Origin of the sequence: Nocardia aurantia, from assembly GCF_009604425.1 — a bacterium.
Lineage (GTDB): Bacteria > Actinomycetota > Actinomycetes > Mycobacteriales > Mycobacteriaceae > Nocardia > Nocardia aurantia.
This window is the reverse complement of the sequence record NZ_WEGI01000016.1, coordinates 12194-28190: the sequence shown is the minus strand read 5'-3', so window position 1 is coordinate 28190 and position 15997 is coordinate 12194. Positions and strand designations below refer to the sequence as shown.

Annotated in this window: 10 protein-coding genes; all 10 read right to left on the bottom strand. The window is 68.0% G+C overall.

Going from position 1 to position 15997, the window contains the following annotated elements; all coding sequences use genetic code 11:
• Positions 1 to 5: 5 nt before the first annotated feature.
• Positions 6 to 866, bottom strand: coding sequence for a fumarylacetoacetate hydrolase family protein (locus NRB56_RS32700; protein ID WP_153348237.1), 861 nt, complete (start codon positions 864 to 866; stop codon positions 6 to 8).
• Complete coding sequence (locus NRB56_RS32695) at positions 863 to 1768, bottom strand: SMP-30/gluconolactonase/LRE family protein (RefSeq protein ID WP_319943867.1); 906 nt, start codon at positions 1766 to 1768, stop codon at positions 863 to 865. Before NRB56_RS32695 ends, NRB56_RS32700 begins: the two co-directional genes overlap by 4 nt.
• A 47-nt stretch (positions 1769 to 1815) precedes the next feature.
• Positions 1816 to 3528 carry an IlvD/Edd family dehydratase gene (locus tag NRB56_RS32690; RefSeq protein WP_319943866.1) on the bottom strand — a complete coding sequence of 571 codons (1713 nt, stop codon included), beginning with the start codon at positions 3526 to 3528 and terminating at the stop codon, positions 1816 to 1818.
• A complete protein-coding gene (locus NRB56_RS32685) occupies positions 3525 to 5996 on the bottom strand; it encodes a glycoside hydrolase family 2 TIM barrel-domain containing protein (protein ID WP_319943865.1) in 2472 nt (823 codons plus the stop codon). The genes NRB56_RS32690 and NRB56_RS32685 overlap by 4 nt, the downstream gene beginning before the upstream one ends.
• A gap of 84 nt (positions 5997 to 6080) precedes the next feature.
• On the bottom strand, positions 6081 to 8657 hold the full coding sequence (locus NRB56_RS32680; protein WP_153348235.1) for an alpha-L-rhamnosidase: 2577 nt from the start codon (positions 8655 to 8657) through the stop codon (positions 6081 to 6083).
• Between the two features lie 129 nt (positions 8658 to 8786).
• Positions 8787 to 9524, bottom strand: coding sequence for a hypothetical protein (locus tag NRB56_RS32675; protein ID WP_153348234.1), 738 nt, complete (start codon positions 9522 to 9524; stop codon positions 8787 to 8789).
• Between the two features lie 13 nt (positions 9525 to 9537).
• On the bottom strand, positions 9538 to 10248 hold the full coding sequence (locus tag NRB56_RS32670; RefSeq protein ID WP_153348233.1) for a hypothetical protein: 711 nt from the start codon (positions 10246 to 10248) through the stop codon (positions 9538 to 9540).
• 150 nt (positions 10249 to 10398) lie between these two features.
• On the bottom strand, positions 10399 to 12633 hold the full coding sequence (locus tag NRB56_RS32665; RefSeq protein WP_153348232.1) for a beta-glucosidase: 2235 nt from the start codon (positions 12631 to 12633) through the stop codon (positions 10399 to 10401).
• Positions 12630 to 14867, bottom strand: coding sequence for an alpha-L-rhamnosidase (locus NRB56_RS32660; protein ID WP_153348231.1), 2238 nt, complete (start codon positions 14865 to 14867; stop codon positions 12630 to 12632). The genes NRB56_RS32665 and NRB56_RS32660 overlap by 4 nt, the downstream gene beginning before the upstream one ends.
• 211 nt (positions 14868 to 15078) lie before the next feature.
• Positions 15079 to 15990, bottom strand: a complete 912-nt coding sequence (locus tag NRB56_RS32655; protein WP_227838530.1) for an SGNH/GDSL hydrolase family protein — start codon at positions 15988 to 15990, stop codon at positions 15079 to 15081.
• Positions 15991 to 15997 lie beyond the last annotated feature (7 nt).

The following is a 15997-nucleotide window of genomic DNA, read 5'->3' as shown; positions in this document are numbered from 1 at the left end:
GGCTCTCACCGCGGGCCGACCACAAGCTGCCGCTGTCGGCCGAGACCGGCGCCGGTCACGTCCATCACATCGCCCGCCGTCAGCCATTGCGGCGGCGAGAAGCCCATTCCCACGCCCGGGGGCGTCCCAGTGTTGATCAGGTCACCTGGCTCCAGCACCAGGAATTGGCTGATGTAGTGCACGAGCGCATATGGATCGAAGATCATGGTGGCGGTGCACCCGTTCTGCTTGCGGACGCCGTTGACCTCGAGCCGGAGACCCAGATTCAGCACATCGGCGATTTCGTCCCGGGTCACGAGCCAAGGACCCGCGGGGTTGAATGTCTCCGCCGATTTGCCCTTGAGCCATTGACCACCACGTTCCATCTGGAACGCGCGCTCACTGACGTCGTTCACCAGCACCCAGCCGGCAATGTACGCGACAGCGTCCTCGGGACTGTCCAGATAACTCGCCCGTCGGCCGATAACGATGCCGAGTTCGACCTCCCAGTCGACCTTGGTTGCGCCGCAGGGGATACGCACCTCGTCGTTCGGCCCGATCAGAGTATTCGGGGACTTGGTGAACAGGATCGGCTCCGCGGGAACCGCCTGCCCGGTCTCCGCCGCGTGGTCGCGGTAGTTCAATCCCACGCAGATGATTTGGTGCGGGCGGGCGATGGGTGCGCCGAGCCGCTGCGAGCCGAGTTGCCGGACCTGTCCGTCAGCGTGACGCCGGGCGACGATCCGGTCGATTTCCTCGAGTCGCCCGGCGGCGAAGAACGCTTCGTCGAAATCGGAGACGATGTCGGACAGGTCGACGTACGCGGTGTCCGAGACCAGCGCGGCCGGATGCTCGCGCCCTGGTTCACCGAGTCGGATGAGTCTCATTCTCTACCTTTCCAGAGGGCCGGGCGCCGCCACGCGGCGACCGGAACGCCGGGGACCGCGACGTGAGCGGTGAACAGCGCGCCGGCGGCCGGGTACCGAGCCAGCTGTGTGGTGGTGAGGCCCTGCCGGGCGGTGGTGATGACGAGCGTGCCCAGATCCGGCCCGGCGAACCCGACGCTGGACACGTGCGGTACGGGCACGTCGACGACGGCGTCTAGCACCCCGTCCCGGGTGTACCGCCGGGCCTGGCCGGTCCCCCACATGGCGGCCCATACCGCGCCGTCACGATCGGTGCAGATGCCGTCGGGAATTCCGGTGAGCCCATCCAGAAATATTTCGCGCCCACCACAATTCCCGGTCGCCGGGTCGTAGTCGCGGACGTAGACGGTGTGGCGTAGCGAGTCGACGTTGTACATCCGGTCGCCGGCGGGCGACCAGGCGATCCCGTTCGACAGGGTGAGGTCGTCGTCGATGACCGTCACCGCGCCGTCGTCCTCGATCCGCACCAGCACCTCGGACTCGGACGGGTGGGTCAGGCTGAGCGTCCCGAGATACAGCCGGCCCGCCGGATCGGTGCCGGCATCGTTGATACGCCGGCCCGAGCGCGGCGCCAGCACACGGTTGAACACCCGGCGGTCACCGGACGCGTCCACCAGCAGTACGAAGTCGGCGGTAGCGACAGCCAGGTCACCATCCCACGACACGGTTACCGCGCCGACCGTGCCCGGAAATTGCGACTTACCGGTAGGCAGGATCGAGCCGTCGGGTTCGAGCAGTCCTTCGTGGACGAGGCCCGCCTGGATGTCGACCCAGAGCAACCGCCTCCGCCGCGTGTCCCAGAACGGCCCCTCCGGCAGAATGCCGGTACCCGCGGTCGCGGCGACGACGCTGAACCGGGTCACAGCCGTCATTTCCGGGGTACGGCGGCGCGCTGTGCCGCCACTGCCGGTCAATGCGACTCCCGAAGAATGCCCGAACCGCTACATCCGACGAGAAAGTCCAGATCCGCGCCGCTGTCCGCCTGCAGCACATGGTCGACGTACAACCGTTCCCAGCCTCGCTGCGGCTTCGCCCAGCCGGCCACCGTCGCCGCGTCGACAACGCGCCGGGCGAGTTCGTCCGCCGGCACGTCGAGATCCAATCGGCGCGCACCGACGTCGATGACGATCCAGTCGCCGTCGCGGACCAGAGCCAGCGGCCCGCCGGCGGCCGCCTCCGGCGACACGTGCAACACGACAGTGCCGTACGCCGTGCCGCTCATCCGCCCGTCGCAGATCCGCACCATGTCGCCCACCCCACGCTCGAGCAATCGGCGTGGCAGCGGCATATTCGCCACTTCCGGCATGCCCGGGTAGCCTTTTGGACCGCATCCGCGCAGCACCAGGACCGAGTCCTCATCGGCATCCAGACCGGGGTCGTCGATGCGTGCACGCAGATCTTCGACGCTGGCGAAGACGACGGCGCGGCCGCGATGTTTCAGCAGGTGCGGTGATGCCGCCGCCGGTTTCACGATCGCGCCGTCTGGTGCCAGCGAGCCGCGCAGCACCGCGATACCGGCCTGGGGTCGCAGCGGCTGATTCCGGGGCCGGATCACCTCGCGATCCCAGATCCGGGCGTCGTCCAGATAGGTCACCAGCGGGCGGCCGGTGACCGTCAGCGCATCCGGATCGAGCAGGTCGCGGACCTCCCGCAATACGGCGAGGAAACCGCCGGCGCGGTGCAGGTCGTCCATCAGGAACCGGCCGGCGGGCAGCAGGTCCACCAGCAACGGAACATCGGCCCCGATGCGGTCGAAGTCGTCGAGGGTGAGAGCGATGCCCAGTCGGCGGGCGATGGCCAGCAGATGGATCACGGCGTTGGTGGAGCCACCCACCGCGGCGAGGGCGACGATCGCGTTGTGGAAGCTGCCCTCGGTCAGGATGGTTCCCGGCGTCCGTCCCTCGCGCACGAGTTCGACTGCGAGCCGACCACAGTCGTGCGCGACCGTCCGCAGGCGGGCATCGACGGCGGGGGTGCCCGCGAGGCCGGGCACCACGGTGCCCAGCGCCTCAGCGACCAGCGCCATGGTCGAGGCCGTGCCCATCGTGTTGCAGTGCCCCGCCCCGCGGATCATGGCAGATTCCGACCGGCGGAACAGCTCCGGCGCGAGCCGGCCCGCCCGGACCTCCTCGCTCAGTCGCCAGACATCGGTACCGCAACCCAGGGGCCTGCCCTGGAAGTAGCCCGTCGGCATGGGACCTCCCGGCACGACCAGCGCCGGGAGGTCGACTGACGCCGCGGCCATGAGCAGCGCCGGAATGGTTTTGTCGCAGCCGCCCAGCAGGACCGCCGCGTCGACGGGATTCGCGCGCAGCATCTCTTCCGTCGCCATCGCGGCCATGTTCCGCCACAGCATCGCGGTGGGCCGCATCTGCGTCTCACCCAGAGACACCACCGGCAATTCCAGCGGGATACCACCGGCCTCGTAAACCCCGTTCTTCACCGCCTGAGCGATGTCGGTGAGGTGGGCATTGCACGGCGTCAGATCGGAGGCCGTATTTGCGATCGCAATGTGCGGGCGATCGGGGAAATTGCCGGGAAGGCCCCGCATCCAGGCGCGATGGATGTACGCATTACGATCGGCGCCGCTGTACCATCCGGCGCTGCGCAGCGCGGAATTCACGCGGTCACCGCTTCCCTCGCATCGGCGCCCGGAGAGACCGCGGTGACGGTGACCACGACGGTTCCCGACGTCGTGCCCGTGGCCCGTACCCGAATGTCCCCCGGTCCGGTCGGCCGGACGATCGCCAGCAACCTGCCTTCGAAGGTGTCGTGGGCGTCGCCGCCGAAACCCGCGGTTTCGTCCGGTTTCGCACCGGCGAACCCGGCGAGCACGCCGGGACCGTCGATCGAGACCCGTACACGATCGGACCGGTCGACACACAGCGTGCCCGCGTCATCGCGCAATTCGAGGTGCACGTAGGCCAGATCGGCGGGCGATGCGATGATCCGGGTTCGCTCGGCGTGGGCGTGCAGCTCGGGAACACCACATGGACTGCGCAGGGAACTGCGCGCGAACTCCGCGCCGCCGCGACGGGCGACGGCGACGAGCTCACCCGGACCGTAGAACACCTCGAACCGGGCAGCGAACGCGGGCACGGTCTCACCGGCGGTCCTGTTCACCGTGGCGACGCCCAGACTCTCGCCGTCCAGCAGGAGCTCCACGTCGTCGGCATCGGCGTACACGTCGACGATGACCGGCGAACCGGGCGGAATGTCCCAGGCCCAGCTGGCGAGGACGTCATCCCACGCCCAACTGCTCCGCCGCAAGGTGCGGCCGTGCCCCTGCGGCCGGTGTACGGCGAGGTAGGGTTCGTCGCGCAGTCCCCAGACGATCTCCCGCCAATACGAGATCGGGCGGCGCACACCGGTGATGTCGATGGTGCCCGCGTGCGACACCAGCCACGGATAAGGCGAGGCCAAGCCCACCGGCCGGAGTGGATCGTCGTCGTAGTAGGCGCGTCCGGTCCCAGCCTCGCCGAGATGATCCCAGGCCGTCCACGCGAAGTCGCCGAGAACCTGAGGGTGCTTCAGCACCAGCGGCCAGATCCGGTCCAGCCTGCCGGGAAAGGATTCGGTTCCGAGTACGATCCGATCGGGGAACAGTTCGGCGTCGAGGTCGTAGCGCGATTCGGCGTAGTTGATCCCGGCGACGTCGACCTGTGCATGCGCCTCCTCGGTCAGGCGGGTTACCTCCGGCGATGCTCCGATCGCGCGGGATCCGTCCGCCGACAGCGCGGTATTGAAATCGAACGCCACCCGCTGGTCTCGCGCGGTGACGACGCTGTCGAGGACGGCGACGAGGCCGTTGACGGCATTGGTGACCGGCCGGGTGGCGTCCAGGACACGTACCTTCTCGGCCAGCCGCCGTCCCCAGATCGCGGCGCCGGGGCGTCCGATCTCCAGAATCTCGTTGCCGATCGAATACATGATCACGCTGGGGTGATTGCGACTGGACAGCACCAGCGCCGTCAGGTCGCGCTCCCACCAGTCCGCGAAGGTCAGCGAGAGGTCGTACGAGCTCTTACCGCTGGTCCAGACGTCAGTGAGCTCGTTGATCACCAGCAGTCCGATTCGATCGCAGGCGTCCAGGAACGCGCGGCTCATCCCGTTGTGGGCGCTACGGACAGCGTTGAAGCCGGCGGCCTTGATCAACTCGGCCTTGCGATGCTCGGCCCGATCGACGGCCGCGGCACCGAGCGGGCCATTGTCGTGGTGGACACATCCGCCGCGCAGTTTCACCGATCGTCCGTTCAACCGCAGGCCGCGGCCGGGATCCACCTGCACGGTCCGGATGCCGAACCAGGACTCGTCGGTGTCGCGGAGGCCACCGTCCGCATCGGTGACAGTCAACTCCAGGCTATACCGTGACGGATTGTCGATGTCCCAGATCTCGGGTTCGCGGAGCCAGTGCCGCAGTCGCACAACGCCGGTATCACCGGCGAGCACAGTCAGCGGAGCCGACTGCCGCGCGGCCATCGATCCGTCCGGGGCGTACAACATGCTACGAATCCGGACGGATTCGGTGGTACGGGTCTCGTTGCGCACGGTCACCGCGACCGCGACGGCCGCCACGGTCTCGTCGACCTCCGGTGTCGTGATCGAGACGCCATCGATGGGAATGTGCACCGGGTCGCTGACGAGTAGCCATACGTTGCGATAGATGCCTACGCCGGTGTACCAGCGGCTGTCCTGATGCGCCCGGGACTCCACGCGAAGGTGATTCACCGAGCCGTATTCCAGGTACGGATCGAGCGGCGCGAGAAAGGGGCTGTACCCATTAGGGCGTTGGGCCACGAGATTGCCATTGAGGTAGACCATCGCGTCGCGGTACACGCCCTCGAACTCGAGTGCGACCGTGCGCTGTGCCCAGCTGCGGGGAACGATCAGCGATTTCTCGTAGACCACGTGGGCACTGGGGTAGTAGCCGGAGTTGCTGCCGTTGGAACTGTGCGGGTCGCGCGCCAGATCGCGCATCGCGTCGTGCGGCAGCACGACCTCGACCTGCGGCGCCGGCGCGGCGACGGCCGCGAACAGGTGCTGTTCGGCTGCCACGCGCCATCCGTCGTTGAACGACTGCCGGTTCACCACCGATTCCTCCTTCCCCGGCGCACGCACCGAGCATCACTGAAGACGAACATTTGGGCTTTCTCGATTGGAAGTGCCGGACACGGCTTACGCGCCGGATCGGAAACGGTGACATCCACTGCCCACCTCGTGCCGCTGCCCGCCCCAATGCACCGTGGCGGAGGTGTTACAGGGCACGAGCACCTCGAGTTCGTCCCGTGTCCAGCGCACCGAAATTTCGCCGAATTCGGTTCGCAGAGATCGGGAGCACCACTCCAGTCGGGCATCCACGCGCGGCGCGATGATCACGTGCTTGTACCCCGGGGCGCCGGCCTGGATGCCGGCGATCTCGCGGCAGATCCAATCGTCGACGCAGCCGAAGGCGTAGTGATCGAAGCTGGATATCCCGGGTGTCCCGTCCGGCGCGACCGCGTCCCAGTTCTCCCAGATCGCGGTCGCCCCCTGGTCGACCTGATAAAGCCAGGACGGCATCCGGTGTTCCCACAGCAGATCGAGCGCCAGATCCGCTCGCCCGATCCGGACGAGGACATCGAGCAGATGAGGTGTGGTGAGGAACCCGGTGTCGAGCAATCCGTCGTTGGCCTCGATCAGTTCCACGACCTTGGCGGCGTACTGCTCCCGGCGCTCGGGGGGCACCAGATCGAAGGCGAAGGCGAGCACGTAGCCACCCATCAGCGTGGTGGGCAATTCGTCGCCGGTCATGAAAACCCGGTGTATCGCGTCGCGCATCGCCGCCGCCTCGGTCGCGTAATGTTCCCGCTCCGGATCGCGGCCCAGAATCGCCGCGATCTCCGCGAGCAGGCTGACGGACCGATAACCGAAGAACGGCGCCACATAGGCCGCGGACAGTGCGGAGATCTCGAAATCGCCGCCACGCTGCCGCTGGCTGGGAATGAGCCACTCCCCGAAATGGAAACCGGTGTTCCAGAGGTGGCGATCGAACTCCTCCGGCAGGGCGCCCGGCCCGCGCTCGTCGCGTGCGGTCCTGATGATCGCGTCGCACCAGGCCACCATCGACGCGAAGGTCTCCCGGAGTATGCCGGTGTCCCCGGTGGCCCGGTACATCTCCCAGGGCACGATCACCGCGGCGTCACTCCAGCCCGCGACACCGGTGACGCCCGCCGTTCCGAATTTCTCGCTCATGGTGCGCGCCAGTCGTTCGTAGGGCGCGGTGAACGGCACCGTGATCGGGACGACGCCGTCCTCGCGCTGTTCCACCGCCAGATTGCGTAACCAGGCGGTGAGGAAGGAAGTCATGTCCTCATTGGCGAACGCCGCGGGTGTGTAGAGCTGGATATCACCGGTGAATCCGGCTTTCTCCCGGGTCGGGCAGTCGGTCGGAATCGACATCATGTTGTTCCGTTGCGACCACAGCACGTTCTCGTGCAGGCGGTTCAGCGCTGGATCCGAACATTCGAACGAGCCCGTTCGCTGTTTCGGCGTCGTCAGCAATACTGCGGTGAAGTCCTCGGGGCGCACCGCCGCCGGTCCCGATACCCGGATATAGCGGAAACCGTGAAAGGTGAACAGCGGCTCATACTCTCGCGATGTGCCGTCCGAGACGTAGACGTCTTTCTGCCCGGCGTAGGTCGAATTGAAGTATCCGCCGTCGGCGGTCGTCGCCTCGAAATGCTCGAGCGTGACCTCGGTACCGGCCGTGACGTCGAGACGCGCACGCACCCGGCCCGCGATGATCTGCCCGAAATCGACGATCACGTCGCCGCCGGGTGCGGTGTAAACCGACCGGGCGGGCAGTAGTCGTGCCGGCCGGATGGGGTCCAGCGGTTGCGCCACGAGATTGCCGTAGCCGAGGTCGATCACGCGTACGGGATGTGCCTCCCCGAAGGCCGCAGTGGCGTCGTATCGTTCCCCCCAGAACAGATCCGAGGATCGGACCGGCCCGGTCCGGCAGGTTTCGGAGCCGTCGGATCCGACGGTCTGCACGCTGCCGTCCTCGTACCGGATCTCGAGCTGGTACAGGACCGCGGGCATGGTACGAGATTGGTACCCCAGCGGCCTGGTCGCCGGGCAAAAGTACCAGCCGTCACCGACGTACAGGGAAAGCTCGTTGTCTCCGGTACGCAGCTGGGCGGAAACGTCGTATGTCTGGTAATAGAGCCGGTGCCGATAGACGGAGAATTCGGGTGCCAGTTCCCGGTCGTCGAGGCGGGCGCCGTTGAGCGTGGGCCGATAGACGCCCAGTGCCGTCGCGTAGAGCCGGGCCCGGCGAATCCCGGGGCGCATCACAAAACTCCGGCGGAATTCCACGGCCGGCGGCTGGGTGCCGTGCCCCCAGTCCGACTCGGCGGCGGGCCGGGCGATCGTGCTCTCCACCCAGCGACCGGTCCAGTCGTCCCCGAGAAAGGCGGTTTCGAATCCCGCGGCGGCCGTAGCGGCCCGGCCGTGGTTGTCCACGACGTGCACCCGCCACCGATACGCGGTGGCGCTGCGCAGCGGCGAACCGCCGTATTCGGCGAAGGATTGCCGCTCGCCGGGCACGACGCCGGAATCCCAGACGGTGCACTCGCCGTCGTCGACGACGATCCGATACGACACCTGCATCGTGCCCGGTACGGCGCTCACCATCTGCCACGAGAACTCCGGGTTCCGGTCGATGCCGACCGGATCCGTGCGGTGCGCGGTTCTCAGATTCTCGAGCCGCATCAGCCCATTCCTTCGCGTCGGCCGGGCCTCACGGTCCCGGCGGATCAGTGTCCCCGTTGCGGCATCGTCCGGCGGGCCACGCACGGGGTCCGTGACGGGACCCCGTGCGCTCCGCAACGGCGCCTCTCCCTACGAGGACGAGCCGGACGACAGGCCCGCGCCGAAACCGGACGGTATCCGGGGAGTGGCATCCGGCACGCCGGTGCCGCCGGAACCCAGTGCTCGATCCTGGTCGGCGTAGGGGCTCTGACCGGGTGGCGATTGGATGGTGAGCAGGTATTTCCACCCGGAACCGGCCAGCGCGGCACCGCCACCGACCAGGGTGCCCACCACGCCGCCACCGGTGGCGAAGGCCGAGGCGGCGGCCGGCACCACGGCCAGGCATGCGGGTCCGGTGACCAGACACGACGCCAGGCCCAGCCCGAGACCGACGACGCTCCCGACGAGCGCTCCGAGCAACAGTCCGGAGAAAGTGTCGGAATTCAGGTCGGCAGCGAGCTGATCCATCGCGAGCTGCTCCTCCATCGGAGAGGCGACGGGCACGAGGTGCGCGGCCGTGATCGCCGGCAGATCCGGGGTCAGGGTCAGGGTCCGCGCGTCGCCGGAGATCGAGTCGCTCAGTGCGAAGCGCTGCTGATTCACCTCGATCGCCGTCGGGATCGTCGTGACAGTGGCGCCGGCGCCGTCGACCACCGCCACCTGCTCGTCGGCGCGGGCGAATCGGGTGTTGTCGAGGGTGAGGATCACCGAATGCCCGTCGAGGGCAACCCGGACCTGTCCCGCCGGGCCGGGCTGGGCCTGCGCCGGAGCACCGGTGATCGTGATCGCGGCCACCAGCGTCGCGAGACCTGTTGTGGTGTAGTGCATGTCGTCGTCACTCCTACCGCGTCGCGTCGGCCGGGGCCGGATCGGGCGCGTGGCCGTCCCGGCCGCCGTACTTGGTGGTGCCGTCGGGGGCGGTGAGGGTGGTGATGTACTGGTAGGCCGCGCCTATCGTGGCCGGGCCGCCGGCGAGGATCAGGCCGGCGATGCCGCCGACACCGGCCGCCAGGGCCATGGTGGGCATGATGGCCACGGCGCAGCCGAGACTGATGACCACGCAACTCGCCCCGGCGACGACGAATCCGATGCCGAGCCCGGCCACGGCGCCCACCGCGGTGCCGACCAGGCTGCCGAGTGCGGTCGAGACGTTGACAGCGTTGATCAGATCGTTGAGGGCCAGCTGATTTTCCACCGGCGAGGCGATCGGCTGTGCGGCGTTCCGGTCGAAGGCGCTCAGGTCCGGTGTCAAGGTGAGGGTCCGGTTATCGGCGGAGACTCGCGGCCGCAACGGCAGTCGCTGTCCATCCAAGGTGGCCGTGGTCGGCAGCGTGGTGAGAACCTGCCCCGCGCTGTCGCGTACCGGCACACCGTCGGTCGCGTCGGCCGGGCCGAATACGCCGTGCTGCAGGCTGGTCACCACCGAGCCGTCGGCCAGCGTCATATCGTAGGAAACGGGCTCGGCGGCGGGAGCCGCGGCCGCGGAAAGACTTCCGGCCGCGATCATGGCCGAGGTGGCCGCAGCGACGAGTGCTGATCGGTAGATATTCATGTCGTTCTTCTCGAGTTCGTGCGAAGAGTTGCCTGGTCGGTTCTTCAAAAGAATCGGACCGATTCCGTCCGGTCCTGCGTCACGCTGTCTCATCGAGCTCTTTCTTTCGAAGTAGGTGCAGCGGCGGCGGGGTGATGGCCGCTGCCGTGTTCAGGCGGCGGATCGGGATACCGTCATCGCCATCAGCGAGTCGACCGCTCCTGCCGGCACGTCACCGGCGATGATGTTCACGACCTTCTGCATGGGCACCGAACCGATCACGCGGAGCTTGTCCGGCTGTACGGCCGCGGCGAGCAGCTCGGACCCGAGGGTGTCCACCAGCACCGGCCCGACGACCGGGTGGTCGACCCATTCCTGCAGCGTGGAATTCAGCGTGAGCGCGCGAACCAACGCGTCACCGGCAAGCGTCACGGCGTGCTCGAGCTCCGTGGTCAGGCTGTCGCGGCCGATGATCACCCGGTACTCACCGGGCGTGACGACCCAGTCGGCCACGCCGATGTCCCAGAACGCGAACGCCCGGCGATCCAAGGTGAGCTCGACCGGTACCGAACCGCCCACGGGCACATGGACTTTCGTGAAAGCACGGAGCTCACGGGCGGGACGCAGCACCGGACCGCGGCCGGTCGCGTCCACATAGATCTGCACCACATGGTCGCCGGCGCGATCGCCGAGGTTGTCGACCGTCAGCCGGACGCGGACCCGGTCCTGCTCGACGACCGTCACGTCCAGCTCGCGCACGCCGAAGCGGGTATAGCTGAGCCCGTGCCCGAACGGGTATCGGACCGCGACACCCTTGGTCGCATAGGAGCGATAGCCGACGAGCAGGCGCTCACCGTAGCCGACATGCCCCAGCTCGCCGGGAAAGTTCCCGAAGGCGGGAGTGTCCTCGATCCGCAGCGGAATGGATTCCGCCAATTTGCCGGAGGGATTGACCGCTCCGTAGAGGACGTCGGCCAGCGCGCCGCCCCCGCCCTGTCCGAGGAGGAATCCGTCGACGATCGCGTCCACCTGGTCGTGCCAGCCTTCCAGCGACACCGTACCGCCGTGCGACAGCACCACCACGGTCTTCGGCGCAACCGCGCTCACCGCCCGGATCAGCCGGACTTGGGCGGGCGGCAGGTCGAGGGTGTCGCGGTCGAATCCTTCGGATTCCTCCGCTTCGCCGAGACCGGCGAAGACGACAGCGATCCCGCATTCGCGAGCGAGTGCCACGGCCTCGTCGCGCAACGCCACCTCGTCGCCGGTGCCGTCCACGGTGAAGCCGGGCGCGAACGGAACTGCGCCCGCCGCGTAGTCCGCTGCCGCCGCCAGGAAGGATTCCGCCCGCGTGGCGTTGACGTGGGAACTGCCACCACCCTGGAATCGGGGGGTCCGCGCGAACTCGCCGAGGACGACGACCTCCCCTGCACGCGGCAGGGGCAACACGCCATCGTTCTTCAGCAGCACGACACACGCCGCCGCAGCTCGTCTGGCGAGCAGATGGTGGGCGTCGTGGTCCACCGGAACGGGCGGACCGCCGTATTGTGCCAGGGCCAGCACGCGCGCGACGGCGCGGTCCAACTCCACCTCGTCGAGTTGCCCGGCCTGCACCGCCGCCACCAGCGCCAGGGCGCTGCGTCCGCTGGTGGACGGCATTTCCAGGTCCAGGCCTGCCCGAACCGCGGCGACCGGATCGTGCACGGCTCCCCAATCGGACACGACCGCGCCGCCGAAATCCCAGTCGCCGCGCAGCACATCGGTGAGCAGCCGGCGGTGTTCGGAGGCGTACGTGCCGTTGATCTTGTTGTAGGCGCACATGACCATGGCCGGCCGCGCGTGGGACACCACGTATTCGAAAGCGGGCAAATATATTTCGCGTAGCGTGCGCTCGTCGACGTCGGCACTGACACGCATGCGATCGGTCTCCTGGTTGTTGGCCGCGAAATGTTTCACCGCGGCGCCGACACCGGTGCTCTGCAGACCGTCCACGTACGCCGCACCGAGGCGTCCCGACAGGAGCGGGTCCTCAGACAGGTATTCGAAGTTGCGTCCGCACAGCGGCGAACGCTTGATGTTCACACCGGGGCCCAGGACGATGTCCACGCCCGCCGCGCGGGCCTCGAGTCCGAGTGCCGCACCCACCGTCGCGACTATGTCCGGATCCCAGCTCGCGCCCAGCGCGACCGCTGGCGGAAAGCAGGTCGAGGGCAGGCTCGGCAGCAAACCGAAGTTGTCGCCCGCCTCCTGCATGCGCAGACCGTGCGGGCCGTCCGAGAGCCGGACCGCCCGGATCCCGGCATCCTCGATGGCATGCGTCGACCACACGTCCCGGCCGGACAGCAGCACCGCCTTCTGCTCCACCGTCAGCGGGAACATAGTGTCGGGCCGGTTTCCATTCTCGCTCATCGTGCGAACTCCTTCTCGACGGACAGGGTGTGCGCGCCCGGCGGCAATCGGTGCCGTCCGCCGTCCGGCAGGACCAGCTCGGCCTCGACGCCATCGGGCACGACGCACTCCACGGTTATTCCGGCGCCGGCACCGCGACGCCACCCGCATTCGACGACACCGTGCGGCGTGTGCAGCGTGCCCCGCGCCCAGTCGAGGCCGGGTCCGGGCACCGGCTCCAGCCGAACCTGCGCGTAACCCGGTGCGACGGGCCGGATGCCCGCGACACACTGGTAAAGCCAGTCGACGACCGCGCCCAGGGCGTAGTGGTTGAAGCTGGTCATCTCACCCGGGTTGACCCGGCCGTCGGGCAGCAGCGAGTCCCAGCGTTCCCAGATCGTCGTCGCGCCCATGCCGATCGGGTAGAGCCAGGACGGCAAGCCGTCCTCGAGCAGCAGCCGATACGCCGTGTCGGTGTGGCCGGTTTCGGTGAGGGCCCAGGCGACGTACGGCGTTCCCGCGAATCCGGTGGCCACCCGGAAGTTCCCCTCCTCGACCAGGTGCGCGAGCCGGGCGCCGGCCAGCCTTCGTTCCCCGGGCTCCAGCAACCCGAAGTGGATGGCGAGGGCGTAAACGGCCTGCGCGTCGGAACGGATCCGGCCGTCCGCGCCGACATACGCGTCGCGGAAGGCGTCGCGAGTCCGGGTGGACAGATCCGACCAACGGCGCTGATCCTGCTCGAGCCCCAATTCGCCGGCGGCGGTCGCGGCGAAGCGCGCACTGCGATACAGGCAGGCGGTGGCGATGACCGCCGGGTCGGCCGCGGCAGCGAGGGGACGCTCGGGTGGCGCGGTGGGATCGAGCCAGTCGCCGAATTGGAATCCGGTGTCCCACAGACCGGTTTCCGACAGCCGGGGCAGGATCGACTCCAGGTGCGCGACGATGCCCGGATAGTGTGCGGCGAGCCGGTGTCGATCGCCGTAGGCCCGCCAGAGCGCTTCGGGCACCCAGACGGCGGCGTCTCCCCAGATGGCCGTGGGGCCGAATATGGCGGCGTGCGCCCCCAAGGCCTCGCGCGGGGCGAGTTTCAGCACATTGGGAACCACGAACGGCACATAGCCGCTGTGTGCCGTTTCCGCGCGCAGGTCGAGCAGCCAATTGTGCAGCAGATCGGCGCAATCGAACTGGAAACACGCGCTGGGCGCATAGACGGCGATATCTCCTGTCCAGCCCAGCCGTTCGTCGCGTTGCGGGCAGTCGGTCGGCACATCGAGGAAGTTGCCCTTCTGACCCCACACCGAATTCTCCACGAGGCGATTCACCCGTTCGTCCGAACAGGTGAAGAAACCGGTTCGCGTCATCCGGGAATGAACGACGACGGCCTCGATGGCATCCGGGCCGAGATCACCGGGGAATCCGGCGACCTCCACGTAGCGGAAACCGTGGAAGGTGAAGGTCGGTTCGAACATGTCGTGACCACCGGAGAGCACGTAGCTGTCCGTCGCTCGGGCACCACGCAACGGGCGCAGCGCGAGTTCGCCGTCTTCGAGAACCTCCGCGTGCCGCAGCACCACCTCGCAGCCGGCGGCCCCGGTTACCCGCAGCCGGGTCCAGCCGACCAGATTCTGACCGAAATCGACCAGGGTTTTGCCGGACGGCGAGGCCCAGATGGCGACCGGCGCGATGACCTCCTGGCGTTCGATGGGCGGTTTGGTCTGAGGTACGAGTACGGATCGGTCGATTCGCCCGACGGCGACGGCCAGTGGCCGGGACACCGCCGAGGCGTCGATGCGCACGCCATCGTAGAGACTGTTGTCGGAGATCTGCGCGGTCCAAGCCCGCCACTCGGGCCCGGTGGCCAGGTATTCGGTCCGGCCGTCCGCGTACCTCAGTTCCAGCTCGCCGATGAAACCGATCGTGTCGCCGTAATCGAGCGCCAGCCCGTCGAAGCCCAGTTTGCCCCGCCACCAGCCGTTCCCGACCAGCACATCCAGATGCGCACCGTCGCGGACGAGGGACAGCACATCATAGTGCTCGACGGGCAATCGCCACTCGTAGGCGCTCCAGCCCGGCGCCAGCACCGCGTCACCGACCGGGCGTCCGTCGATTCGTGCCTCGAACACACCCTGGGCCGTACCGCGCAGCACCGCCGACACCAGGCGCCGGGTGGGATCGACTCCGATGGTGGCGCTGAGGACGAAAGCGGGGGCGTCCGCGGTCAGCAACTGCGCGTTGTCCAGCATCCCGTCACGCATCCGCGCCGGCCGCGAGCGGCTGGTCAGTACGGAACATCATCGGTTCCCGTCCTTGTTGTCGGCGGCTGCCATGGCACACGGCTGCCGGTCAGTACTATAACTTCAAAACCACCCAATTGGATGATTTTCAGCGGATTGCGCCGGTCGGCCTGGCCGGCCTTCTTCCCGATGGCTCGCGAGTCGAGAATGCGAGCCGGACCGGGGAGCCCCGCTACTGCCGCGGGGACATGTCGGCGAGGGCTTTCACGATCTGCTTCGCGGAATTGGCGTGACTCGCCGCGTTCGGATGCAGCGGCGGTTCGCCGGCTATGTCGGGCACCAGCTTGCTGACCCACTGGTCGTCCGGAGCCGCGCATATATCGTGGCCCCGTGTCGATTCGAGGAGGTCGACATATCGGGCACCGTGGGCGTTCGCCGCGTCGCGCATGACGGTGTCGAGTTGCTCGACGCGGGCCTCGATGTAATCCGCGTCGGCAGGCGGCATCGGCACCTGGTCGGGGCATCCGCCGGGACGGAAAATGGTGGGATATCCGACCATGGCGATCTCGGCCCGTGGCGATCGCTCCCGGATGTCGGCGATTATCCGGGCGTACGTCTCACCGAATCCGGCGATCTTGTCGGCGTAGACATCGTGGCCGTCGGCCCTGCTCGCGGCGGCGCACGAATAGGCCGGCACCCGCATGACGTTGTAGCAGTCGAGCGCCAGGCGTTCCAATCCGATGTCGTTTCCCCCGATGCCGACGGTCACCAGGGTGGTGGCTTCGTCCAGTGCGTCGTATTGCGGGGCCACGGTCTCGCCACCGAGGCCGGCCTGGGGCGTGGTCAGATGGATGACCTCGGCGCCGCCGCACGTCACATCCCGGAAAGTGCCGATCTCGAGTTGCCGGGCGATCAGGCCGGCATAGTCGATCCTGGAACGGCTGCACAGTACGGAGGAAACGATCGGGGCGATACCCGCCCCGGCCGCGAACGAATCGCCCATGGCGACATACACCTTGTCATCGGCGGACGCCGCCGAGTGCGGGGCGGGGCCGGACAACACCGCGCCCACACCCAGGCCGGTGGCGAGGAGCGCGGCGCCGATTCGGCTGCTGTGCCACTGTGCGGCAACACTTTTCATCATGACGGTA

Coding starts and splice junctions, on each gene's coding strand:
- NRB56_RS32700 (WP_153348237.1), bottom strand. CDS start 866: ATGAGACTCATCCGACTCGGTGAACCAGGGCGCGAGCATCCGGCCGCG.
- NRB56_RS32680 (WP_153348235.1), bottom strand. CDS start 8,657: ATGCGGCTCGAGAATCTGAGAACCGCGCACCGCACGGATCCGGTCGGC.
- NRB56_RS32675 (WP_153348234.1), bottom strand. CDS start 9,524: ATGCACTACACCACAACAGGTCTCGCGACGCTGGTGGCCGCGATCACG.
- NRB56_RS32670 (WP_153348233.1), bottom strand. CDS start 10,248: ATGAATATCTACCGATCAGCACTCGTCGCTGCGGCCACCTCGGCCATG.
- NRB56_RS32665 (WP_153348232.1), bottom strand. CDS start 12,633: ATGAGCGAGAATGGAAACCGGCCCGACACTATGTTCCCGCTGACGGTG.
- NRB56_RS32660 (WP_153348231.1), bottom strand. CDS start 14,867: ATGCGTGACGGGATGCTGGACAACGCGCAGTTGCTGACCGCGGACGCC.
- NRB56_RS32655 (WP_227838530.1), bottom strand. CDS start 15,990: ATGATGAAAAGTGTTGCCGCACAGTGGCACAGCAGCCGAATCGGCGCC.